The 24533-nt window shown below is 36.7% G+C and carries 21 protein-coding genes; 2 read left to right on the plus strand and 19 right to left on the minus strand.

The window, feature by feature from the left end:
* Positions 1-15 precede the first annotated feature (15 nt).
* Positions 16-750, minus strand: coding sequence for a fructose permease (locus ACQ4QH_RS05515; RefSeq protein ID WP_216811134.1), 735 nt, complete (start codon positions 748-750; stop codon positions 16-18).
* Between the two features lie 2 nt (positions 751-752).
* Positions 753-1769, minus strand: coding sequence for a zinc-dependent alcohol dehydrogenase family protein (locus ACQ4QH_RS05520; protein ID WP_439819509.1), 1017 nt, complete (start codon positions 1767-1769; stop codon positions 753-755).
* A 370-nt stretch (positions 1770-2139) separates the two neighbouring features.
* Here ACQ4QH_RS05520 and ACQ4QH_RS05525 point away from each other — a divergent pair, with 370 nt between their 5' ends.
* Complete coding sequence (locus ACQ4QH_RS05525; RefSeq protein WP_439818080.1) at positions 2140-2898, plus strand: SDR family oxidoreductase; 759 nt, start codon at positions 2140-2142, stop codon at positions 2896-2898.
* Between the two features lie 150 nt (positions 2899-3048).
* Here the strand turns inward: ACQ4QH_RS05525 and ACQ4QH_RS05530 are convergent, their stop codons facing one another.
* The 16 genes from ACQ4QH_RS05530 to ACQ4QH_RS05605 form a co-directional block, all read right to left on the minus strand.
* Positions 3049-4455: a flavocytochrome c gene (locus tag ACQ4QH_RS05530; RefSeq protein ID WP_439818081.1), complete on the minus strand. Its 1407-nt coding sequence runs from the start codon at positions 4453-4455 to the stop codon at positions 3049-3051.
* 178 nt (positions 4456-4633) lie between these two features.
* Positions 4634-5062 carry a universal stress protein gene (locus ACQ4QH_RS05535; RefSeq protein WP_439818082.1) on the minus strand — a complete coding sequence of 143 codons (429 nt, stop codon included), beginning with the start codon at positions 5060-5062 and terminating at the stop codon, positions 4634-4636.
* Between the two features lie 18 nt (positions 5063-5080).
* Complete coding sequence (locus ACQ4QH_RS05540) at positions 5081-6493, minus strand: amino acid permease (RefSeq protein WP_439818083.1); 1413 nt, start codon at positions 6491-6493, stop codon at positions 5081-5083.
* A 563-nt stretch (positions 6494-7056) separates the two neighbouring features.
* On the minus strand, positions 7057-7734 hold the full coding sequence (pgmB, locus tag ACQ4QH_RS05545; RefSeq protein WP_439818084.1) for a beta-phosphoglucomutase: 678 nt from the start codon (positions 7732-7734) through the stop codon (positions 7057-7059).
* 6 nt (positions 7735-7740) lie between these two features.
* On the minus strand, positions 7741-10047 hold the full coding sequence (locus tag ACQ4QH_RS05550; RefSeq protein ID WP_439818085.1) for a glycoside hydrolase family 65 protein: 2307 nt from the start codon (positions 10045-10047) through the stop codon (positions 7741-7743).
* Positions 10048-10068: 21 nt separating this feature from the next.
* Positions 10069-11580: a PTS transporter subunit EIIC gene (locus ACQ4QH_RS05555; protein ID WP_439818086.1), complete on the minus strand. Its 1512-nt coding sequence runs from the start codon at positions 11578-11580 to the stop codon at positions 10069-10071.
* A gap of 16 nt (positions 11581-11596) precedes the next feature.
* Positions 11597-12085 (minus strand): PTS sugar transporter subunit IIA, encoded by a 489-nt coding sequence (locus ACQ4QH_RS05560; RefSeq protein WP_439818087.1) that lies wholly within the window; start codon positions 12083-12085, stop codon positions 11597-11599.
* A 13-nt stretch (positions 12086-12098) separates the two neighbouring features.
* A complete protein-coding gene (gene treR, locus ACQ4QH_RS05565; RefSeq protein WP_439818088.1) occupies positions 12099-12803 on the minus strand; it encodes a trehalose operon repressor in 705 nt (234 codons plus the stop codon).
* Between the two features lie 335 nt (positions 12804-13138).
* The gene (gene larC / locus ACQ4QH_RS05570) at positions 13139-14446 is read right to left on the minus strand and encodes a nickel pincer cofactor biosynthesis protein LarC (RefSeq protein WP_439818089.1); all 1308 of its coding nucleotides are present in this window, start codon (positions 14444-14446) and stop codon (positions 13139-13141) included.
* Entirely contained in the window at positions 14439-15128 is a 690-nt protein-coding gene (gene larB, locus ACQ4QH_RS05575) for a nickel pincer cofactor biosynthesis protein LarB (RefSeq protein WP_439818090.1), read from the minus strand. The genes larC and larB overlap by 8 nt, the downstream gene beginning before the upstream one ends.
* Before the next feature lie 122 nt (positions 15129-15250).
* The gene (gene larE / locus ACQ4QH_RS05580; protein WP_439818091.1) at positions 15251-16096 is read right to left on the minus strand and encodes an ATP-dependent sacrificial sulfur transferase LarE; all 846 of its coding nucleotides are present in this window, start codon (positions 16094-16096) and stop codon (positions 15251-15253) included.
* Between the two features lie 52 nt (positions 16097-16148).
* Complete coding sequence (larA, locus tag ACQ4QH_RS05585) at positions 16149-17435, minus strand: nickel-dependent lactate racemase (RefSeq protein WP_439819510.1); 1287 nt, start codon at positions 17433-17435, stop codon at positions 16149-16151.
* Between the two features lie 29 nt (positions 17436-17464).
* Complete coding sequence (locus tag ACQ4QH_RS05590) at positions 17465-18478, minus strand: HoxN/HupN/NixA family nickel/cobalt transporter (RefSeq protein ID WP_439818092.1); 1014 nt, start codon at positions 18476-18478, stop codon at positions 17465-17467.
* Positions 18479-18752: 274 nt separating this feature from the next.
* A complete protein-coding gene (gene map, locus ACQ4QH_RS05595; RefSeq protein ID WP_330154932.1) occupies positions 18753-19556 on the minus strand; it encodes a type I methionyl aminopeptidase in 804 nt (267 codons plus the stop codon).
* 19 nt (positions 19557-19575) lie between these two features.
* A complete protein-coding gene (locus tag ACQ4QH_RS05600; protein WP_439818093.1) occupies positions 19576-20211 on the minus strand; it encodes an NAD-dependent epimerase/dehydratase family protein in 636 nt (211 codons plus the stop codon).
* A 113-nt stretch (positions 20212-20324) separates the two neighbouring features.
* Positions 20325-21956 (minus strand): peptide ABC transporter substrate-binding protein, encoded by a 1632-nt coding sequence (locus ACQ4QH_RS05605; RefSeq protein WP_439818094.1) that lies wholly within the window; start codon positions 21954-21956, stop codon positions 20325-20327.
* Positions 21957-22219: 263 nt separating this feature from the next.
* Between ACQ4QH_RS05605 and ACQ4QH_RS05610 the strand changes: the two genes are divergently transcribed.
* Positions 22220-23554: an ISL3 family transposase gene (locus ACQ4QH_RS05610; protein WP_439818095.1), complete on the plus strand. Its 1335-nt coding sequence runs from the start codon at positions 22220-22222 to the stop codon at positions 23552-23554.
* 149 nt (positions 23555-23703) lie between these two features.
* Here ACQ4QH_RS05610 and ACQ4QH_RS05615 read toward each other — a convergent pair whose 3' ends face one another.
* Positions 23704-24501: an alpha/beta fold hydrolase gene (locus tag ACQ4QH_RS05615; protein WP_439818096.1), complete on the minus strand. Its 798-nt coding sequence runs from the start codon at positions 24499-24501 to the stop codon at positions 23704-23706.
* Between the last annotated feature and the right edge of the window lie 32 nt (positions 24502-24533).

Raw genomic sequence — 24533 nt, forward strand, 5'->3', positions numbered from 1 at the left:
CTCCTCAATACTTTCCTATTTACCAACATCAATTGCTTGATGATGCAGATTACGAAAGACATACTGATCAGCAACTCCTGTTATACTACCCTGAAAAAGGAACGCAAACAATGTACCAATTCCAAAATTATAAAGTGATGGGAAAGTAATAATAAACGCAATTATCGCAAAAATAGTTGGTGGAATATAAGATGCCCACATCGCTTTAAAAGCTGATCCTTTAAAATATTTAAATCTGAGAATTTGCATCAAATCGTCTGCAGGATGCAAAACCAGGTTTACTCTTTGATAGATAGAAATTGCTGTCGCAATAAGCGCAACACCGATAAAATTAATAATCGTGTACAAAATAATCATGGGTAATGTCGTTGCATCTGGCATAATTTGATTAAAGATATTCGAGAACCATTGGATAAAAATGGAGAATGGTAACATGAAAATAAAGTTACCGAAGATCCGCTTCCAATCCAGTTTTCTCATTAACAATGCATTTAAAAATGATATCAACATACCAAGAACTAGGAACGCCCAAAATAGCGCCAATGAGTTATTTCCTAAAATTGCATTACCTAAATTGGCTTCACCTGCAGTCCAATATGCCGATCCAAGAAATGATGGATGCACATGTGCAGATGTAACCAAAGTCAACACATTTCCTAAAGAATTAAGAATCAAGGAAATTATGAAATACATAATGGAAGCGCTCATTGATAAATTTCGCTGTGCTTGTTTCTCCCCCACACTGTCCATTTTTATGCCTCTTCACCACCGACTTTAACAACCGCCTTTGATACAACCCCCAACTTACCATTAACAAAATCATCTACCGTTTTGTAATCTAGTTCATGTGACATCAATGCCTCAACATTTAATTTACCTGATGATAGCAAGGCTAGAGAATCTTCAAAACTATTTGGATTAATAAATGAACCTTGGATAGTTAGTTGCTTTTGGAAGATTTCGTAAGTATTCATTTCAAATGTTGCATCAGGACCACCAACACCAAACATTAGTACTTGCGCACCACGGGCTGCTGCTGCAATCGCCTCTTCTTGAGTTTGTGGCATACCAACAGCTTCAATCACAACATCATATTCTTCAGCAGGAATTTGATCACCATTTTTGGTATTAAATGTATTTTTAACACCAAATTGTTCCTTGTTCATTGCCAATTTTTCATCAACAATACCAGCTAAGTCTACCTGGTGGATACCGTAAGCTTGAAGAATTTGAACAAATAGTTCACCCATGAAACCATCACCAATAACCAGCGCCTTCTGGTATGGTGATAACTTTAGCAATTTAATTCCGTGTACAGCACACGAAATTGGTTCCACAACGGAAGCTGATTTCAATGAGACGTTATCAGGAATTTGATATACCACAGATGCAGGTGCCGTAAAGTACTCTTCAAATCCACCATCACGAGTAACACCAACTGCTGATAAGTTTTCACATAATTCTGGCCGACCTGTCCGGCAATACTTACACTGACCACAATAAATATTTGGATCAACAGTAACACGATCACCAACTTTAACATTTGTCACTGCATCCCCAACTTCCGCAACAACTCCTGAATTCTCGTGTCCCAACACAATTGGTGGAACAGCGTCTGCAGAACCTGGTAAGCCTGCATACAATGCATGATCAGTACCACAGATACCAGCAAACGCCGTATGAATCAATACCTCATTTGGTAAAACCTTTGGTCGATCAACGTCTTTTACAGTTAATTCCTTAATGCCAGTTAAAACAAGTGCTTCCATCATAAAATCTCCTTTTATATAAAAACTAACCTTCGCCTATATAGTAAACGCTTACGCAAATATTATCAAGTGGTTTTTGTAAATACATATTAATGATTTTTGGTAAGTAATTGCTTTTTATTTCCTAATAGACCACATATAAGTATTTACATAAACATTTGCTCGATTTGATTATATACGATATTAATCAAAAACGAAATAGTGAATTTTGTAACAATAAAAATCAGTTAGGTATTTATATTTTTTATTTACAAAGCTTTATTTAATTACTATTTTTAAAAAAGTTATTATTTCTATTTTACAATTTTTCGTTATTATGTGATATGATTCACATATAGATAAACTACAGAATTTTTTGGAGGGCTTAAAAATGGGTGAACGGTTAAAGGGAAAAGTCGCAATTGTTACTGGCGGTTCTTTGGGGATTGGCTGGGCAATAGCAAATAGATTTGTTCAAGAAGGTGCTAAAGTTATCATTACGGGTCGCCGGTCACAAATCGGTGAAGAAGCCGCCCAAAAAATTGGTACCCCAGATGTTATTCGTTTCATCCAGCATGATTCATCTGATGAAGCTGGCTGGATTGACCTATTTAATCAAACTGAACAAATATTCGGTCCTGTTTCAACACTAGTAAATAATGCCGGCATTGCCGTTGGCAATAGTATTGAAAATACGACAACCGAAGAGTGGCGTCAGATTATGGCTGTTAATTTAGATGGTGTATTCTTTGGTACTCGCCTAGGAATTCAACGAATGAAAAATAAGCATCTCGGTGCATCAATCATTAATATGTCATCAATTGAAGGATTTGTTGGTGATTCTAATTTAGGCGCTTATAATGCTTCAAAGGGTGCTGTCCGCATCATGTCTAAATCTGCAGCAGTTGACTGTGCATTAAAAGATTATGATATTCGCATCAACTCGGTTCATCCAGGTTATATCAAAACACCAATGGTTGAAAGCACGCCTGGCATGGTTGAAGCAATGTCACAACGGTCTAAGACACCCATGGGCCACTTAGGTGAACCAGATGACATAGCTTACATGTGCGTCTTCCTAGCATCAGACGAGTCAAAATTTGCCACTGGTTCAGAATTTGTGGTTGATGGTGGCTATACAGCGCAATAAAGAACATAATAATAATATATATAAAGTATACTTATACCCGAGGCTATACAACTGACGTTTACAAGTTGTATGGTCTCCAATTTTTTTATAAAAAAATGACTAATTACCGTAAATACGACAATTAGTCATGCAAAACCTATTAAATAGATACTAACCCTTCAATTCATTACTAAAAATATATTTTGCCGCTTGAATCCCCGCTTGACGACCGAAAATAACCGTTTCTGCAATAGAGTTACCCCCAATACGATTATTGCCATGTAAACCACCAGTCACTTCACCAGCCGCATATAACCCCCTAATTTTATTTCCTGTCTCTGTCAACACTTCCGTTGATCTATTTATTTTAATACCGCCCATTGTGTAATGGATCGCTGGCTTAATATGAATCGCATAATAAGGTGCCAAATTTAAGTCACGATCCATCCCCGTTTTCCGATCAAATTCTGTATCAAGGCCTGCTAATTGATTAGCATTCCACTTAGCAATCGTCTCCGTTAATTTTTCTCCATCTAGATGAGCTTTTTGGGCTAACTTTGATATACTATCAGCTGTCATCACGAGACCCACTGCCTGATAAAACTCAATAGCAGGAAATGCTTGTCGAACACCCTGATCAAAAATGAGAGTTGCACCATTTTCATGTAAAGTATTAATTGCAGTTGTTACTTTATCACGAGTGGTCATTTCATTAACAAATCGTTGTCCTGCTTGATTGACTAAAATAGCACCTTCTCCTCGAACGCCTTCACCAATTAAATAGACGTGGTCAGTATCTTGTTGTGTTGTTGGATGTACTTGAATTTTGTTCATGTCAACCACTGCCCCACCAGCTGCAACAACTAATTCTATGCCATCACCTGTAGCACCTGGATGATTAGTTGTTCTTAATGACAATAAATCAGGTGCATAATTTTTTAACATTGTTTGATTTTGTGCAAAACCGCCTGATGCAATCAAAATAGACTTTGTCTTAATCGTTTTTTCACCAATTTTATTATTATAAATTTTGAGACCAACTACCCTATCTTCTTTTTTTATAATCTGTATTGCCTGTGTTTGTGAAAATAGTGGAATATGTTTATCCAGTAATTGCTTTTGTAATCCTCTAACTAAGTAGCTACCCACTGCCGATTTATTATTTGGTCGATGAGCACGTTTTTGTGACATACCACCAGTAGATGTTAAATCTGTTAGGAAAATATCATGCTTTTCTAGCCAATTAATAGCTGATTCAGAATGTGTGACAAAATATTTTAATAACTCTTTATTATTCATTTTCCCCCCACCTTGCCAAATATCTTCATAAAAAGATGCTTGATCATCAATCACTTGATGGGCTAACTGAGTCACTGTCTCTGTAGCATTCATGCCTGTTGAAGCACGATTTGAATTTCCTCCTAGTTTAGCTAACTTTTCAAGAATAGCTACGTTAAGTCCTAATTCTTGTGCCTGTATAGCTGCTGTCATACCTGCAGCACCAGAGCCAATTACAATTAAATCATAGTTTTCTTTTAAATCATCGATACTCGATACAGGAAAAACAAATTTTGCCATTTTTTACACCTCTTTGAGATTTAATGATATGTTTCACAAATCATACCACATTTCTCTTTAGCTATTAACCCACTAATTTAAGTTAACCGTTTTAAAAATAAAAACAAAAAAATACACAAAATTTGTTTAATTTTGCGTATCTCTTTCATTATTTTACTAAGTTGTTCATTAACCCAAGTTATTTAACAACTAAAACATCACTACTTGAATGGCTGATTACATAGCCACTATGTGAACCTTGTAACATTTTTTCTACAGCGTTAGCACCGGTATTTCCAACAACAATCAAGTCTATATCATGTTCTTCCGGTAAATCTTTAGATAATACTGTTTTAATATTACCAATTACGGTATGACCAAACACTTCGACACCTTCTGCTTCTGCTTTAGCGACATACGGCTGCACTTTTTTTTGAACTTTTTTCGCCAAATCTTGGTAGAAGTCTTCACTAACACCAAACGATGAGGCCATACCACGATCACGATTTACTACCCATGCGATATGCAATTCAGCCGATAAAATTTTCGCTAAAGATAGCCCGGTTGCAAAAGCCCGATCTGCTTGATCAGAACCATCTAAACCAACCAAAATATTCTTATAGGTCATCAAATTTCTCCTTGTCTTTTAAAACTTTGCATCAGCGTGACGACGACCATAGCTAAAGTATAGAATCATACCAAAGGCCAACCAAACTAAGAAACGTAACCAAGTCTCCCAATTCAAACCAGCGATCAAAACGATACAGAAGACGATGGCAATAATTGGTGTAACTGGAACCCAAGGTGCCTTAAAGCCACGATGTAAATCAGGTTGCGTACGACGCATAATCATAACACCAGCAGATACTAGAATGAATGCTGTTAATGTTCCAATATTAACCAATTCTGACAAGATATTTAAATTAATAAATCCACCAGCTAAGGCAGTGATAATACCAAAGAACCAAGTTCCTTTGAAAGGTGTCTGATGTTTCTCATCAACGTGTCCAAAGAATTCTGGGAAAAGACCATCTCGTGACATTGAATAGCTGATACGTGATTGACCATAGAGTTGAACCAAAATAACAGTTGTCATTCCTAGGATAGCACCCAAGCTAACAATAATCGACAACCATGTTTGGCCCGTTTTTGCTAAGACGGCTAGAATTGGTGCATTTAAGTATTTTTCAAATACGGTATACTTTACAACTCCAGTCATAATCAAAGTCATGATAATGTAAAGAACTGTAGAAATCAAAAGAGAATATAGAATCCCTCTAGGCAACGTTTTACTTGGATTGATGGTTTCCTCAGCACTAGAAGAAACAGAATCAAATCCGATAAATGAGAAGAAAACAATTGATGCAGCTGGAATAATTCCAGTCGCGACACCGTTAGTATGTGAATACAAACCAAATGGACTAAATGGATGCCAATTTCCAGGCTTAATAAACCAAATTGTGCAGACAATGAACAAGATAATAACGGCTAACTTAATGATAACCATCGTATCATTAACTCGTTTCGTTTGTGTAATCCCAATTGAAATAATCCAAGTAATAATCAAAACGATCACAAACGCTGGTAAGTTAAAATACGTGGTAACACCTGGTGTTGTACCTGCTGCAGCTGTTAGCACAGTTGGAATGTGAATACCCATGTTCTCTAATAAATTAACAAAATAACCTGACCAACCAACTGAAACTGTTGCTGCCCCTAAGGCGTATTCAAGAATCAAATCCCACCCCATGATAAAAGCAATAATTTCTCCAAATGCAATGTATGAATAAGTATATGCAGAACCCGCTACGGGAGCCATTGAAGCAAATTCAGCATAACACAGACCAGCAAAACCACAACAGATTGCAGCAATTAAAAATGATACTGACAACGCAGGACCAGCAGTTAAAGCCCCTTTACCAGTTAAAACAAAAATTCCTGTACCAATAATCGCTCCAATTCCTAAGAAGGTTAAATCCCAAGTACGTAAAGTTCGTTTTAACGGTGAAGCATTTTTCGTCAGCGTATTAATATCTTTCTTTCGAAATAATGATGACATAATCTTTTCCCTTTCTCATTTGATTTTAATGATTTTATCACTAGAAAAATAATTTGTAAATAAAAAACATTGGTAATCATGTGATGAAAGCAACTCATTAGATTAAAATAATGTTGTTTCGTTATTTTGTTTTGAAAGCGCTTACTGACCTTTAATCATATAATATAATTTAAAAAAATATTAATAGAATTATTTATATACCATTTATATAAACATTATTCATTAAAAGTTATTATGTGGCATGGTTAAAATTAAACCTGAAAATTTTTAAGCAAAATCCAGAAATATAGTCATCCAAAAGCAAAATCGCTATTGATTAAAATGAGTTTTTAATTAGAGAAATACATTAGAATTTAATAATACGTGTTAGGTAATCTAACGAATTTAGTACACTACCCTATAAAACCCACTATAATAAAAAACTATGGTAATTTTCTTACTACTTTAAAAAAGCGGCAAACCTGCTTTTAACTTAAGTAAATAATAGATCCAAAAAGAGTACCAATCTACTAATTTACTTTGTAGATTGGTACTCTTTAATTTATCTTTTGGTATTAGTTAATTTATCTTTTACCTAAGGCTATTTTAATTGCATTTAACGTGACATCCGCAGTTTGATCAAAATTAACATCTGCTTCAGCTAAAACAGTTGCATCCCCAATACCAACACTAATTTCTCCTGCACCATTAATACTCTTGATACCAGCCGCTGAGTCCTCTAAGCCAATTACTTGCTCAGGCTTTAGATTTAACACCGCTGCTGCTGCCGAGAAAATAGCTGGATCGGGTTTACCCGCAGAAACTGATGCAGGATCCACAACAGCTTTAAAATAATCATCAAGTCCAAGACGTTCAATGATAAATGGTGCATTCTTTGAAGCCGAAGCAACACTTAATTGATAATCTTTTGCTTTAAGTTCATCTAAGAAGTTCTGCATCCCAGGTAAAATATCTGCAGGCGTTAATTTTGATATTAACTCACGGTAATTCGTATTCTTTTTTTCAGCTAATTCTTCACGTGCAGTTTGATCAAATTCATCTTCATGACCACCAGCGGCTATGATTAACGCTAAACTACCCATACGATCAATGCCTTTGAGTCCTTCTTCTAACTCTTTTGTCCAGGTAGTCCCCACTTCATCTGCAATCTTACGCCACGCAATCGTGTGAAATCGTGCCGTATCAGCTAAAACACCGTCCATGTCAAAAGCAAATCCCTTAATTACATCAAAATCACTCATTTATGTTTAATCCTCCGTAATATGTTGCTCTTCATTTGCACGCAAATTAATTTCCTTATGATAGACAGTCACACTAATATCTTGATTAGCTTTTATTTTAATTTCATTAGGATAAATATCTAATGAAATTAAAATACCATGGAATATTTGTTTGAATGATAACTTTGTCCAGTCATCAGGCAGACTTGGATTAACAACAAGATGTCCATCTCGCAATGACACACCACCAAACTCATTTTGGATGACAGCCAAGGTTTCACCCATCACACCAATATGGATTCCTTCAGCAGTGGTACCACCTTGAATATCATAATAATCAGAACCAATAGCTGTCTTCAAAAAATCCAATGCCTCTGTTTTATTTCCTAATGAAATGTCGATTCCAGCAAAGACTGGTCGTGATGTCGTCGACCCATGAACAGTTCTTGCCAAGTAATAGTCTGTGTTTTTTTTCAACCAGTCACTTGGTAAAGTATAGCCAAGCTGATTAACTAATCTTATAACATGTTCAGATCCTAAATTATAAAGCGTCATCAGGGTGTCTGTTTGCTTTGCAACTTGGTAATCATCTGGTGATAACCCTTCCGCCTTCATCAAACGATCTATACGGTGAATATCACCATATTTCTGACTATATGCTTCAAAGTCAACTTCTTTCAAATCAAAGTATCCTGCATACTGAGCAATAATACCATTGTCAATTTCTAGTGATAAATGCGTTGAGACATCTTGAGCTTTTTCTAGCAATGTTGTATTAATTGCAGGTAAATGCTTGTTTGCTCCTAGTTCTTGCAACCAATTTAATGCCCAAGTTAACATTAAGTTTGTATAGGCATTATCGGTAATACCGCCAGTGTTTGCATTGGGATAAGCTTCATGGAATTCGTCAGGACCCATCACTCCTGATAAATGATATCGACCATCATCACCCAATATCACTTTATTTAACCAAAATCTTGAAGTTTCAACGACAACATCAAGCCCACCTTCAAGAAGAATACTTTCATCCCCAGTTATCTGTACATAAACCCACAAGTTATAAACTACAGCTAATGAAACATGACGCTGCAATCTAGAATTATCTGGATCCCACTCATTATTCACCGTATTTAAATGAATAATTTGTGCCTGTTCATCACCCGTCATACCAGATTGCCAAGGATACATTGCACCACTTTCACCTTCAGTTTGAGCATTAAGTTTGGCACCATCTAGACGGGTAATTCGATATCTTAAAATGTCCTTAGCAGTTTCCGGATCGTTTGCTGCTAAATAAGGAACCACAAAAATTTCATCCCAGAAAATATGGCCTCGATAACCCTCACCAGTTAAACCACGAGAACCGACAGACGCATCTAAGTACTGATTGGCGTTGTGTTGTGCCGATTGTCGCAAATGAAAAACGTTCATACGAATCATTCGTTGTAAATCAGGGTCATTACTCTCCAAAACAATATCTGCTTCATCCCAAACTTTTTGCCAATATTTAAATGAATCAGCTGCAATTTCTTCAAAAGTAGCATCCTTCAATTGCTCATTCACAATTTGCTCTGGATTTTTTTCTTCATAACTTGTTGCAATACCAACAATTCGTTCAATATTTATCTTTTTATCCGGTGATAAAGTAAATTCACCTGTAGCAGTTATTTGGTCATCCCCAGTTGTCACCGAAAAATCCGTGACATCACTCGTTGTTTCCGCACCGACAACAAGTTTGATTTTTGACTGTTTCGTCTCAGCAATTAATTTATTAGCCGTTAATGAAGTTACGTCAAACTCTCTAGATTCAAAATCACGATATCGCTTGACGTTTTTATTTTCCACACGACCATCAATAATAGCCTGCACAGTAATATTTGCTGTAAAATCTCCACTAAGTTCAATTGCAAGACCAATTTGATGCATCTTAATAGGATTAACGGCCTTTTTTGTTTTTAAAGTAATGTTTCCCTTAGCAGTTGGTATCGTATAGCTTTCTGATAGAATGCCTGTATCAAAATGTAATGTTGATTGCCGCGCAGTTGGGTCAAATGCTACCAAGTCACCATCTACATAAAGTTTAAATAGTTGTGGATTAGGTAAATTTACCATATCTTCATTAATCACATCGCGACCAGCAACGGGTGTTGATGTTTGATTAAAAACGCCTGCAACATACAATCCCGGATAATGATCATCACTGTAAGATGTCATGATTGGTGCTCCACGCCAGCCTAAATAGCCATTTCCTAAGGTAAGTAATGATTCTTCACCATACGCACGAACCCCTGTTGACACCTTATCATAGGCTAATTGCCAATTACTTGAATTCATCAAAAGCTCCTTTCATCTCAATTAGTTATTTACTGCATCCTTAAATACATTCTTCTTTTCAGCAGCTTTAGCATTCTTAACATCCTCGTCTTTGAATCCCCAGAAATAAACTGCCACGAATGACACAACTGTCGTCACTACACCCGCAATAACGAAATACCAAATGTTATTTGGATTTGTTTTTGAGAAGAATGATGGGAACCCGATCCATGAACCGGTAAATCCAAACATATCAACTTTTAATAGTCCTGCGATAAACCCACCAACAGCACCACCGATATTTGCCATCCAAAATACTCGACCATACTTCAAATTAATTCCGTACATTGCAGGTTCAGTAACACCAGCAAATCCTGATAATGCACCGGCAAACGCTAAACTCTTAATATTTGTAATCTTTGATTTTGCCCAAACTGCTAGTGCTCCGGCACCTTGTGCAATCATCGTGAAGTTAATTAGTCCATTCAAGACTGAATGACCAGTTTGAGCAATATCGTTTGAAATAAGCGGAATAATCATCCAATGCAAACCAAAGATGACAAGAACTTGATATAGACCACCAATAATTAATCCTGCAATTGCTTGATTTAATGTTACTAACCAATTAATAAAGGTTGCTAATCCTGATGAAATCAATGTAATTACTGGTCCAACAACAACTAATACCACGATTGAAACGATAAACAATGTAAATAATGGTTGGAAAATTGAACGTAAACTCAATGGCAATACTTTTTTAAACCAATTTCCTACCGGACGTGCCAACCATGCTGCGAAGATAATTGGGAAAATCGAATACGTATATGATGGGATATGAATTGGCAGCCCAAAGAAGTCAGCATTCATTGTTACTCCAAGGAACTCAGCAAAGTTCTTTGACGTTTTCGCCCCCAAATCCACCATGGTTGGATGCACTAATACACCAGCAATAGCAGCCACAATGATTGGATCTGATTTTAATTGCTTTGCAGCAGTATATCCAACAAGAATTGGTAAGAAATAAAATGTAGAATCACCAATTGTATTTATAATTTGATAAGTAGCAGATGATTCATCAATCCAGCCTAAGTTAAATGTAAATAAAGTTAAAATACCTTTTAAAATTCCGGATGCAGCTAACAACCCAATGATGGGCATCATTGATCCAGTAATCGTACCAATTAATAACTGAAAGCCATATTTAATCATTCCGAAAATTCCATCTGGCTTATTAGATTTCTTACCACCTGTAGCTTCAACCGCTGCATCAGTTGCTTCTTTATCAACAACGTCATCACCTAATTGCTCGATAACTTTATCGTAAACATCTTCAACAGCTTGTCCAATAACGACTTGATATTGACCTAATTGTGCATTATAAACAGCACCAGCAATACCATCTAAATCTTGAATTGCATCTGTATCAGCCTTTTTCTCATCGTCCAAATAAAATCGTAATCTTGTGATACAGTGAATAACCTTATTGACATTATCCTTACCACCAACATTCGTGATAATGTTCTTTGCTAACTCATCATAATTTTGTTTTGCCATTTTAATCACCTCTCACTTAATCTATGGCAATTGCTTGACCAATTTGGGAACCAGCAGTTGAATCACCAACTTCTACAGAAAAATTATCTAATTTGTCTGCTGAATTTGTAATTAGAACCATTGTCGTTTTCGGCAATTTTGCGTCATCTACTTGTTGCCAATCTACTTCAGCTAGCGGATCACCACCATCAACAACATCCCCAACTTTTACCTGTGGTGTGAATGGACCACCATTTAAAGAAACCGTATCAATACCAATGTGGACCAGAATTTCTAACCCATCTGCTCGCTCTAAGCCAACAGCATGACCTTGCTGAATGGTGACCTTCCCAGCAACTGGAGAAACAATCGTATCACCCGTAGGCTCGACAGCAAAACCATCTCCCATCATTTTGCCAGCGAAAACAGGATCAGAGACATTTTCTAATTTAATAACTTCACCTGTCACTGGTGTATACAAACGATTATCATTGGTAACCGTTTTTTTCTTTCCAAACCCAAACATAAATAAAACCCTCCTATTTGTGACGTCTTGCAAATTCAACACTTGTAAAGCGGTCTGCACGATGTCGTGACTCAGTAAATGATAAGATCCGATTATCAGCTAAACGAGTTTCGCTTCGAATGACAACCATCGACATACTCTCATCAATATGAAGCAACTGTCGATCTTCAATAGTCCCTTTCTCAACAGTCATTCGTTTCACTGCATAATCAATCTGTAATCCTAACTGATTTTCAAAGTAATCAAACAACGAGTTTTTTGCCGCCTCATGAGGAATATGGTCAATAACAGCTTGATTGATGTAATCGTAGTCTAAAACCATTTCTTCACCATCCACCCAACGGCGGCGGACTACCAAGGTACATAATATTGATGAGTTATCTCCTGTTAACTTTTCCGGAACAGGTACATTCTGCTTAATAGCAATGACATCATTGCTAGCATCTAAATGTGCTTGCGCAACCATTTCACGATAACTTTCAAGTGTTGAAACAGGGAATACAAAATGTTTGCGATCCAAAACAACCGACCCACGACCAGGCAACCTTTGCACATAGCCATCATTGGCTAATGCTTTTACAGCCTTTCGAACCGTTTCACGAGAGACGTGATACCGTATGACAAGTTGTCCATCACTTGGTAAAAAATCACCAGGTTGATAGACCTTTTCTTGTAATGCCTTCAAAAGGTCAGAATAAATTTTTTGATACTTTTCCATTTCAGTATTCCCCCTTTCAACAGGTTCAGTGTACATGACTATGAAACCGTTTTCAATTCTTTTGTACTGGGCATTTTGCAACTAGACTAGTCAGGTTTAGAAAGAAGGTATACAGGCAAGGATTTCTAGACTAGTCAGGTTTTTTAGACGTTGTATGATTCCTTATTGTTGTATTTGTCTGCCAGTACCTCAATATATCTAAGAACTTCTTAGACTATCATATTGATAATGAATTGACTGACTAATTTTTGCACAAAAAAAAAGTTTTTGAACAGACTAACTCTTGTTCAAAAACTGTTTTTAGATTTCACAACATTTAATATTAATAACTAATTTTAAAAATCAAAATTTTCTTGAATAGCTACGATTGCCTGATAATACATTTGATTATATGACACACCATTTGTGTCAGCTAATTCTCGTACTGATTCAAATTCTGGAGTCACTTTAACTAATTGACCCTCAAAGTAACCCTGTTTAATTTTTACAGACCCATTTGCCAAAGGCAGTGTAGAAAACTGACGAGTTAAAATTTCCCGTTCTTTTAATATCGTCCTAACACCAAAGGTTGTGGATTCAAGTAACAATCGTTGTTTAAAATGATCCGCATCAGCCACTTTGCAAAGTAGTGTGATTTGATGTGCCGGCCGATTCTTTTTCATCATAATTGGTGTATAGTACATATCTAATGCACCATCGTTCATGACACTTTCTAATAATTGTCCTAACCCTTCACCAGTCATATCATCTATCTCACAGTTTATTTCACATACTTGGTTAACCGTACTGTCCTTAGTTGCTTTATCTGCAGTCTCTAATAGCACTGCACGCAATACATTAGGATGGTCAAACTGCTTCGTCCCCGCACCATAACTACTCTTAATAACCTTTCCCTTCATACTATTAGCAAATGAAGTAGCAAAAGTTTTAATGATGGCTGCTCCGGTAGGAGTTGTTAGTTCACTGGCAATATCAAAATCTTGTACTGGCACACCTTGTAAAATTTCTAGAGTAGCTGGTGCTGGTACTGGATATAAGCCATGCGCTACTTTCACTTTACCATAACCAGTTGCCACAGGAGTCGCAACAATATTATCTACCCCTAGTTGGTCAAGGGCCACACAACCACCAATGATATCAACCAATGAATCTACCACACCGACCTCATGGAAAGCAATATCTGACACAGGTATCCCGTGAATTTTACTCTCAGCCTGCGCAACATTATCAAACATACGTAAACTTAATGCTTTCACAGATTCACTTAGCGCACTATTTTCAATATTTTCCTTTATGGCTGCATAGTGAGTATGCTGATGGCTATGACCATGTTCATGATGGTGGTGGTCATGACTATGTTCATGATGGTGTTGTACCACTTCATCATGATGATGTTCATGTTCGTGATGATGTACACCGGCATCAAAATGATTTAAAGATTCATCTTTAAATTTCAGTACTAAATGATTTGCCATAATGCCATGTTGATCAATTCGATCAATTGACAGATCAAAATCATCGGTAATAACTTTCTTTAATTCAGCATGTACATCATCGATATCCACACCCAGACCACTAAGGGCTGATAAAAACATATCACCCGAAATACCGTACCCACAGTCTAGGAATAACGTTTTAGCCATTGTAATCTCCTAATCTTTTATTCATGCGTCGCAATATCAAACTAGCTTGGTAAGCTGCACCAAATCCATTATCAATGTTAGTAACAGTTATACCAGAACTACATGACGTCAACATCGATAGCATCGTTGTTATTCCTTGCAGATTTGCACCATAACCAACTGACGTGGGTACAGCTATTACTGGCGCATCGACCAAACCGGCCAGAACAGTTGGCATAGACCCTTCCATACCAGCAACTGCAATGATAACATCAGCCTTCCTTAATTCATCCGTGTAGTACAACAAGCGATTTAAGCCAGCAACCCCAACGTCCCATAGATATTTGACTTTAGCTCCCATCCACTCGGCAACTTGTACTGCTTCTTTTGCAATCGGTAAATCAGAAGTTCCGGCACAGACAACATAAACCAAACCTATTTTTAATTTAGGATTTGGTTTACCAACCGTTAACACTTGACTCACCTCATCATATGCTAAGTCTGGTATGTGAGCATCTAGATAGTCATATTTTTCCTCATTAACTCGTGTTACCAAAGCATTACCATTCTGTTCTAATAACACATTAACAATTTTTTCTATTTGTTCTGCTGTTTTACTACTGCCGTAAACTATTTCAGAAAAACCTTTTCTTTGTGCACGGTCAACGTCTATTTTTGCTGAACCAATATCTACAAACTTCAAGCCATTATCCTCTTTTCAAATGTTTCTTTATAAAACAAAAAAGTTGTTCAACTCATCGTAGCATGACGTTCTGGCCTAAAAAATGCAATACCATAACTTTGAGAAGAACAACTTCTATTAATTTATCCGTTATTGGCTGCTAATTCTTCTTCTGACAAAGTAGAATTCATACGACCGCTTTGGAATCCGGCTAAATCGACAGCGACGAAATTAAACCCAAATGATTTCAACTTATCATCAATAGCATCTTGATTATCAATAATCAATTGGATATCATCCTTTGGCACTTCAATCCGAGCAACATCCCCATGGTAACGAACACGAGCATTTGTGAAACCTAAACCGCGTAGATACTTTTCTGAATTCATAACTTGCTCAATACTTTGTGTATTGATTTTCGTATTATATGGGAACCGCGATGATACTGAACAGCTTGGCACTTTGTTCCAGTTGCTTAGCCCATTTTTTTTGGCTAACGAACGGACATCCGTTTTATACAAGTTAGCAGTCTGCAATGGGCTGACCACTCCAGCTTCCTTCTTTGCAACCAATCCTGGTCGATAATCATCATTATCATCCATAATCGTACCATCTAAGACAATATCGAAGCCCTTCTCTTGACGAATTTCTTCTAAACGAGTGAAGAACATTTGCTTTTGATAGAACCATGTTTGGGCAGTATTATTGGTAATTTCTTCATTCGATAAGTAATCTAATTGCGTACCTATTACATTTGCATCCAACTCATTAGCTAAATTAATAGCCTTGTCAAATTCTTCGTCAGTAAATAACTCTGAATTTGCTACAACGGCTAACACATTATCCTTACCTAACACATTCAAGGCTTCCTTAAGTACCAAAGTACTATCAATACCACCAGAAAATGCAACGATTACACGATTGTATGCTGCTAAAGTATCTTGCAAGACGATTTCTTTTTCATCTGTTACCATTTTTGAACTAATCATTATTACTTAACCTCCCAGTTAATACCTGTTATAATCTGTCAAACAAACCAATCTACGCCTTGATGATGGTCGATACACCGTCCGGTAATACTGCAATCGGTGCATCAGCGCCAACTAATTTATCCGCAATTGCTAAAGCAGACGGAATTGAATCGGCAAACCTCATCTTCATATCCTCAACAATTTGTTTATTAGCAGGATCAGTAACGACAATAACATGATGTTTCATCATGACACGTGCTAATATTTGCGCTTGCCATTGATCCTGCGGGGTCTCTTTAGCTGGTGTCTTTACAGCATTATCATAAATATCTGAAATTTTATCAGTATCTTTAAATTGGCGATATAATTCATCACCACCCGTTCCATCAGCTAAACCACTAGCAATAATGATGACACCATTTTCATTGTTTGTTGCTTCAGCACCAGTCATTCCTTTAACCATTTGATAAATATTTTGATCAAGTGGGTATCCACCATTACTGGTAATAGTAATATCTGTAAAAATGGGTTTTGCTTCCATAATACTATCAACAAATTTAGTTCCCTCAAGGTGTGCCGTAACTGAATCACCAGCAAAAGAACCAACAATTCGCTTATCATGATCCAAGACTACATTCACGATAAATTGTAATTTAGCTAAACGAGCAGCCTCAACCATATCCTTATGGATCGGATTGTGCATCAACATACCAGTTCGTGAATGCTTTGAATGAATGAATTGTCCATTGTGATTACCAACCACTGATTTTCGTGAGGCAATTCCTGGAAAAACTGCCTTACGTCCACCTGAATATCCAGCAAAAAAATGTGGCTCAATAAATCCTTCAGCGATTAACAAGTCGGCCTCTGCAGCAACTCGATTAATTTCACAATCAGCTCCTGAAGGTAGCGTCCCGACATTAATCATATTTTCCTTATCGTCACTATCATGGACAACAATATTGATGTTTTTGACGATTTCTGCACCATATTTATCAACCAACTCATCATGGGTTGTTAAACGATGCGTTCCTGTGGCTACCAGAATCGTAATATCTGCCTCTGGATTGCCTTTTTTAATTTCCGCAATGATTCTAGGCATAATTTTCTTTGATGGTACTGGTCGTGTGTGATCAGAACTAATAACAACCACGCGATTCTTGCCCACCACTAATTCAGATAAACGTGGCGAATCAATCGGATTAAGTAATGAATTTTCAACAATTTCAACTTCTGAGAATTGATAACTTTTTGCTAAAACAGCTTCTGAATCCGCCTGAATAATGCCTTTTGCACGATTAGATGGTATTTCTCCAACTAGTTTCCCCTTGCCATATGGTAGAGAAAATTCCATAATACAATGCCTCCTTTAAATACTAAACAATGTTAAATATTAGCGTTATTTTCTTTTTTAGGTATAATTTTTGATCCGATATATGTCATTGCCCAAATACCCAAAAAGACAACGATTAGTCCATAACCAACCCAATTAAAGTCTAATCGTTGTACCCAACCTATAAAGCCAGTCTTCATTACAAAGCTACTGGTTGAGACTTGTAACAATTCAACAATACCAATAATAAATGCCGCAATAATCGAAATTGTCGTAACGGTTAGGTTGTAATAAATCTTACGAATTGGTGCGTCAAAGGCCCACTGATAAGCGCCTGACATCATTACCGAATCAGTTGTATCCATGACATTCATACCAGCGGCAAATAAAATTGGCAAAGCAAATATACCCCAAATTGAAGCTCCTTGACTGGCCGTTCCTGCTGATAATGCGATCAATGTAATTTCCGAAGCTGTATCAAAACCCAGACCAAATAAAAAACCAATGGGGTACATCTGCCAAGACTGTTTAATAAACTTAAAGATAGGGCCTAAGAACCTTGCTAAGAATCCTCGTGACATTAATAATTCATCAAACTTTTTCTGGTCAAATTTACCGGATTTTATATGCCTTAGTTGCGACAGTAAATTGAATAATACAAAACAATTAGCAATGGCAATCACGATTAAAAAAACACCCGAGACAGTTGCTCCAATTTTCCCGCCCATTTCTTGTAAAAATGGTAAGTTTGTTTTTGCAAACTGCACTGACAACCCAACAACCAATGCCATAAGAAAGACAACCGTTGAATGACCCAAAGAAAAGAAAAAACCAACCCCTGCTGAACTCTTCTTTTCCTGAACTAATTTACGGACAGTATTATCAATTGCTGTAATATGATCAGCGTCAAATGCGTGACGCAATCCCAGTGTATAAGCCAATAAGCCAATTCCCCAAAAATGCGCATCTTGCACTGCAGCGGTAACTAACAGGGCGAAACCAATAATATGGATTAAAGAACTAATCATATAAAATGGCAACGCCTCATAAAAAATCTTTTTTCTCACACACTACCCCCATATCTATCATTTCCACTTTCAACCATCTTTGCCTACTCTTTGAAAGCGCTACACAATTTATAGTATACACTTTTCACTAAAAGTGAATCATAATTTTTGTTGTTTTTGTGAAGTTTATTCGAAAATTTCATATACAAAACAGAAATTTAATACCGATTAAGCATCATATCTGAACAAATACGTACAAATGAATGCAATAAAAAAAGCAACTCATAAATAAGATGGTTGCTTTTTGTCTTAATTGTTCAAAATGAATTAGTTGCTAATCTTGCCACAGATATTTGGCGTCACCAATTGGATCTTGCGATGTTAAAATTTTAGGGCCATCATTCGTAATAGCAATTGTGTGTTCATATTGTGCTGATAAACTACCATCTGCTGATACATAGTATTCCCAACCAGTTTCTGGAACAATTTCAGTCTCTATTTCCCAGTCGCCACCAGCATTGACCATTGGCTCAATAGTAATTACCATTCCTGCTTTTAGGCGCAATCCCTTATGTGCCACACCATAATGAAATACATCCGGCTTTTCATGCATCGTTGGTCCAATTCCATGACCAATTAAATCACGGACATCACCCATATGATTTTTATTTTCCACATAGTCCTGAATAGCAAAACCAATATCGCCTAAACGGTTGCCAACTTGTGCTTGGTCAATTGCTAAATATAAAGCAGTATGCGTCACATCCATTAAATGATCAATTTCTGGCGTGCTTTCACCAACTACATACGTCCAAGCTGAATCACTTTCATAACCGTGCCAGTTAACACAAAAATCCACTGTCACAATATCATGGTTCTTTAATTTCAGTCCCTTTCGTGGTGTTGCATGTGCAACTTCGTTGTTGATGCTGATACAAGTTGCATATTTGTACCCTTCAAACCCTTTTTCTGAAGGCGTTGCATCGTGATCCAGAATATATTGGTTAACAATTTCCTCGATTTCCCAAGTATCCATCCCCACGTATATTTGATCGCGTAATGCTAAATGTGCACCAGCTAAAATTTTACCTGAGTGGGCCATTCCTGATATTTCTCTATCTGATTTTAAAGTGATCAACTTTTCTCTCCTATGATAATTATGATATTTTGTTTGTCAAATCACTGGGCTGATTATTAATAATTCGAAGAATTTCCCGATTGAACGTCTGACGCTTGATTGGTCGGTATTTTTTCAAAAAATTTAAATGTAACCCATTAATGGCAATATGTAATATTATGCCTGGAATGAAATTAAAAAGACGCTGACGGTCATACACCATACCAGGATAAACCGCTACAAATCGATTATCCAACTTTTTGACACCGTAAGCAATAACCTCTTCTTTGGCTTTCATATAATCATTTAGGATCCATGGTGCATTATTTGCCGCAATAAAGATAAATTTCGTTTGTTTTGTTTTTACTGCCAGCTCATCAATCACCGTTTTTGCAGGCGCAATGCTATTTTTTTCATAGCTAGTATTTTTCTTTTTACTAGGTAAAAAAATACCTACACAGTCGATAACTAAGTCTGAACTATCAATGACCGTTTGCCAATCACCCGATTCAGTTAAATCAACCGCCAAATAAGTCACAGATTCAACCAAATTTGAGTGATTTTTCGCACCAGAGCGAGACAAACTAACCAGTTCATACTGATTTTTATTCTGTACAAGGACGGATAAGATTCCCTGACCAATATATCCTGTACCACCCATTATAGTTATTTTCAATTTGCTCCCCCTTACTAGTTAGTAATTTCTACATGTACTATCAATTTACATTCTAACATTAATTAAAAAAATCACTGAATATCAAATTCAGTGACTTGTGCGTTTATGAGTTATTAGTGTTTAACAGCATACTTGAAATTGAATGGTGCACCAGTAGGGTTTGCAATAACTCCCTTAACCTTAGGGTTCAGCAACGAAGCAGTTGAACGGTAGTACAAAGGTGCAACTCCTGCTTCCTTCTCAAGAATTTGTTCAGCCTTCTTAAAGTCTGCATACTGAGCCTTATTATTATTAGCATTCTTTCCTTCGGCACTCTCTAATGCAGCATTGTAATCCGCATTATTCCATTTACCATAATTATAAGAAGCGTCGCTCTTGTATAGATCCAAGAATGATGATGCGTCAGGGTAATCCGCTAGCCAACCGAAGTTTAGCATTTGGAAATCACCATCAGTACTCAACTTCAATCGTTGTTTCTTTGGTACTGTCTTAATCGAAACATCCATACCCTTTAGGTTTTGTTCTAATTGCTCTTGCAAGAATTGTGCCACGCGCTTTGATGTATCATCATCGTCAGTCAATAATTGAACAGACAACTTTGACTTGCCAACTTCCTTAAGACCTGCCTTAAACAACTTAGCAGCTTTCTTCTTATTGTAGCTAACAGCACCCTTTACCTCAGCATCCGTAGCAAAATCTTTATTATTATTTGGATTCTTAACTAAACCTTTAGGCGTGTACGTCGTTGCAGGAATTGCTGACCCAGTCACAATTTTACTTGATAATGTATCACGATTAATTGCATAAGAAATTGCCTGACGAATCTTAGTGTTCTTAAATTCAGGTACTTTTTCTTCATTCATCTGTAGTGCCTGGGTAGCACCAGTCTTGATAACCTTGTATCCCTTCTTATTCTTTGAAGCCTTCACTTGATCTGGAGATAATGGTGTAAAATCAAGTTTCTTGCCTTGATACAAATTGTAACCAGTATTCTGATCCTTAATTGTTTGAACAGCAATTTTCTTGGTCTTCACCTTATCAGCATCAAAATACTTATCATTCTTCACAAATGAATATTTATTATTTGAGCCTGTCCAACCTTTGAATTTATAAGGGCCAGCAGACAAGTACGTAGCTGCTGAAGTTCCATACTTACTACCCTGTTTCTCCACAAATTTTTGGTTTTCTGGGAAGAACACAGGCATCGTAATTTCTTGTAAGAAGTATGAAGCTGGTGACTCCAACGTTACCTGTAAGGTATGATCATCAATTGCTTTAATACCTAATTCAGATGGTTGTTTCTGACCATCCTCAATGGCCTTCGCATTTTTAACACTATCCATCAAATAAGCATATTCCGACGCAGTTTTGGGATCAATTGAACGTTGCCAACCGTAAACGAAGTCTTTTGCTGTCAGAGCATCCCCATTTTCCCACTTCAAACCTGAACGTAGGTGAAATGTATATGTTAACCCATCATCAGATTTTTCGTAACTTTTCGCTGCCTCATTTTCAAGTTTATTACCCTTACCAAATTGTAACAAAGGTAAACTCGTTGCCCCTAGCGCATCTGCAGATACAGTGTCTGTAGACTTTGCTGGATCCATTGTTGGTAATGCCGCAACTTCTGACCAATTAATTGTCTTGCCCGTTGATGCAGCAGATGCTGAGACTGCTGGTAATGCAACACTCCCCACCATCGCCACCGATGCAGCGGCGGCGGCTACTTTTCCAAATTTTTTCATGCCAAACTCCCTTTTGTGAACAATTTAATTTTAATAGTGTTATTATAATATCACGCAATTTCTCATTTGTCTAATTGATTTTTAATTTATCAAATGAAACATAAAAAAAGATGTTCAGGAATATTATTGGCTCTATACTTTCTAGCGTGAAACTAAAAATTTCACGCTTTTTATTTCGCCTTTTTCACAAATATAAAAAGACACCAATAATATACCGGCGTAAAATGTAATCGACGAAAAAAACAGATACGAGGTATTTATTGATGTCCATTAATGATTCTATCCTAAATTCAGTTGGTTTAACAGACAAAAACATTAAATTTTTAATTTCTGATAACGGTGATTTTAATGAATTAATGACCATAGGTCATGATCAACACCAAATCTTACGCTATCGCGCAACGTTAACGACAGTTCCAGAGCATTGTCCGCAATGTGGTTTCTTATTGTCGGGACATTTTTATCTGGCTGGTACCGATACTGCATCATACAAATTACCCACAGCAAACGGTTATCAACAAATTTTATTGTTAACCAAGCAACGTTATCAATGTCTACGTTGTAAAAACACATTTATAGCACAATCAAAAGATTTTATGTCCAATTCAACTATCTCACGGCCATTGTTACATCAAATTATTGATTTAGCAAAACGTGATATTTCCGAAAAAGATATTGCTTACATTTTGCATATATCACACAGCAAAGTTAATCGACTACTGCATCATGCCGCTAAAGCATATCGTACGAATTATACAAAATCATTACCTACGGTCATTTGTGTTGATGAAGTACTCTATGCAAAGCATCATTACGGTTTTGAAATGATAAATGGCACGACGAGTGATTTAATTGAGATTTTTCCAACCCGTACCAGTATAGATATTCGTAGGTATTTATCTAACTACGACCTATCTAATCGTCAACGTGTACAATACGTCGTTACTGATATGAACGCTAATTATAGCGCACCCTTACGGGTGATGTTTCCTAACGCTCAAATTATCATTGATCGTTTTCATATCATTCAATTAGCCATGAAGGCTGTACAATCCACACGTATCACACTACAACGAACAATTAATAATAAGCGTAGTCGTGTATATAAACTACTAAAATCTAACTGGCAATTCTTTATTACAGACCAGTCAAAGATAGACACAACGCAACCACGATGGTTCAAAGGAATTAATGAGTACCTATATCCACAAGATGCTCTACAACTTATCTTTGGTCTATCACCAAAATTCAAACAAGATTATAAAATATACCAAGCCGTCTTACGTGCGCAACGATCTCGTTCGTTTGATGAATTTTCAGTAATTTTATCGCAATACAAGCCCAATCACTCAGCAATGGACCAGGTGATTTTAACCTACAAGAAAAATCTAAAAAGTATCAGAAATGCCTTTTTACAAACACCTTCTAACGGACGTATTGAAGGCATTAATCGTCGCATTAAACAAATTGGCCGTACGGCATATGGCTATGGTAATTCATTGAATTATTTTTTCAGAATACGTCTACAACTATTCAATCGCAAACATATAAACGCTAGTTTTATGAACCTACTAACTAAAAAAAGCTTGCGAGTCTGACAAAATCATCAGATTCACAAGCTATATTTCACAAACTCTTTAGATCGATTTTACGATTTTTCACGCTATTTGACATAGAGCCATATTATTCCTAAACATCTAAATTCTAACTATACACATTATGAATAGTTTTATTGCTAAAGGCATGCTTAACTAAACTTTTTTAAAAATCCTAACACAATTTGGTTAAATTCATCCGGAAATTCCAAATGTGGGATATGACCTGCACCGTCAAAAACATGCATTGCTGACCCAGTAACCTTTTGTAAATCAAGGGCATATTTCGCATGATCTACTGGATACATCGGTGAAGCACTACCAGCCAAAAACAAGTGTGGTATGCTTTCATAACGGATAACATCACGCCAATCTTGCACAATACCATCAATCATCAATGGCCGATTTTTTTTGAAATCAAACGGCACATAACCATCTGATACTTGACGCTTCAGTTCTTTTGGAATGGCTTGTCTAACCAACTTTGTCGTCGGAAAACTATCCGAAATCTGGCTAATACGAGCAAAGGAGGAATCTTTAACACCGTACTGCCAGCCATCTTCATTCAACATCTTGGGTGTCTGATCTTCTGTTACAATAACGTCTACGCGACTATCACTAAATAGTGAGATATATTGACTTGCAACCATTGCGCCCATTGAATGTCCGATCAAAGTAAAATGATCGACATGCAGATAGTCCACTAAATTCGCTAAATCCATTGCTAACCTAGAAATACGCAAGCTCTTGTCCGTCTGTTCACTTTGACCATGATTTCGATAATCAAACCTTAGTACTCGAAAGCCTGCATTTTTAAATGCTTCAACTTGAGCCACCCATGTCGTTATCATACTTGTATAGCCACCGAGAAAAACGACGACTGGTTGATCACTACTACCATCAAACTGATAATGTAATCGGACACCGTCATTTGATTTAAAGAAAGACATTGCCTACCCACCTCAATATAGTTATTTTACTC

The sequence above is a fragment of the Weissella paramesenteroides genome (genome assembly GCF_051903945.1).
Taxonomy (GTDB): domain Bacteria; phylum Bacillota; class Bacilli; order Lactobacillales; family Lactobacillaceae; genus Weissella; species Weissella paramesenteroides_A.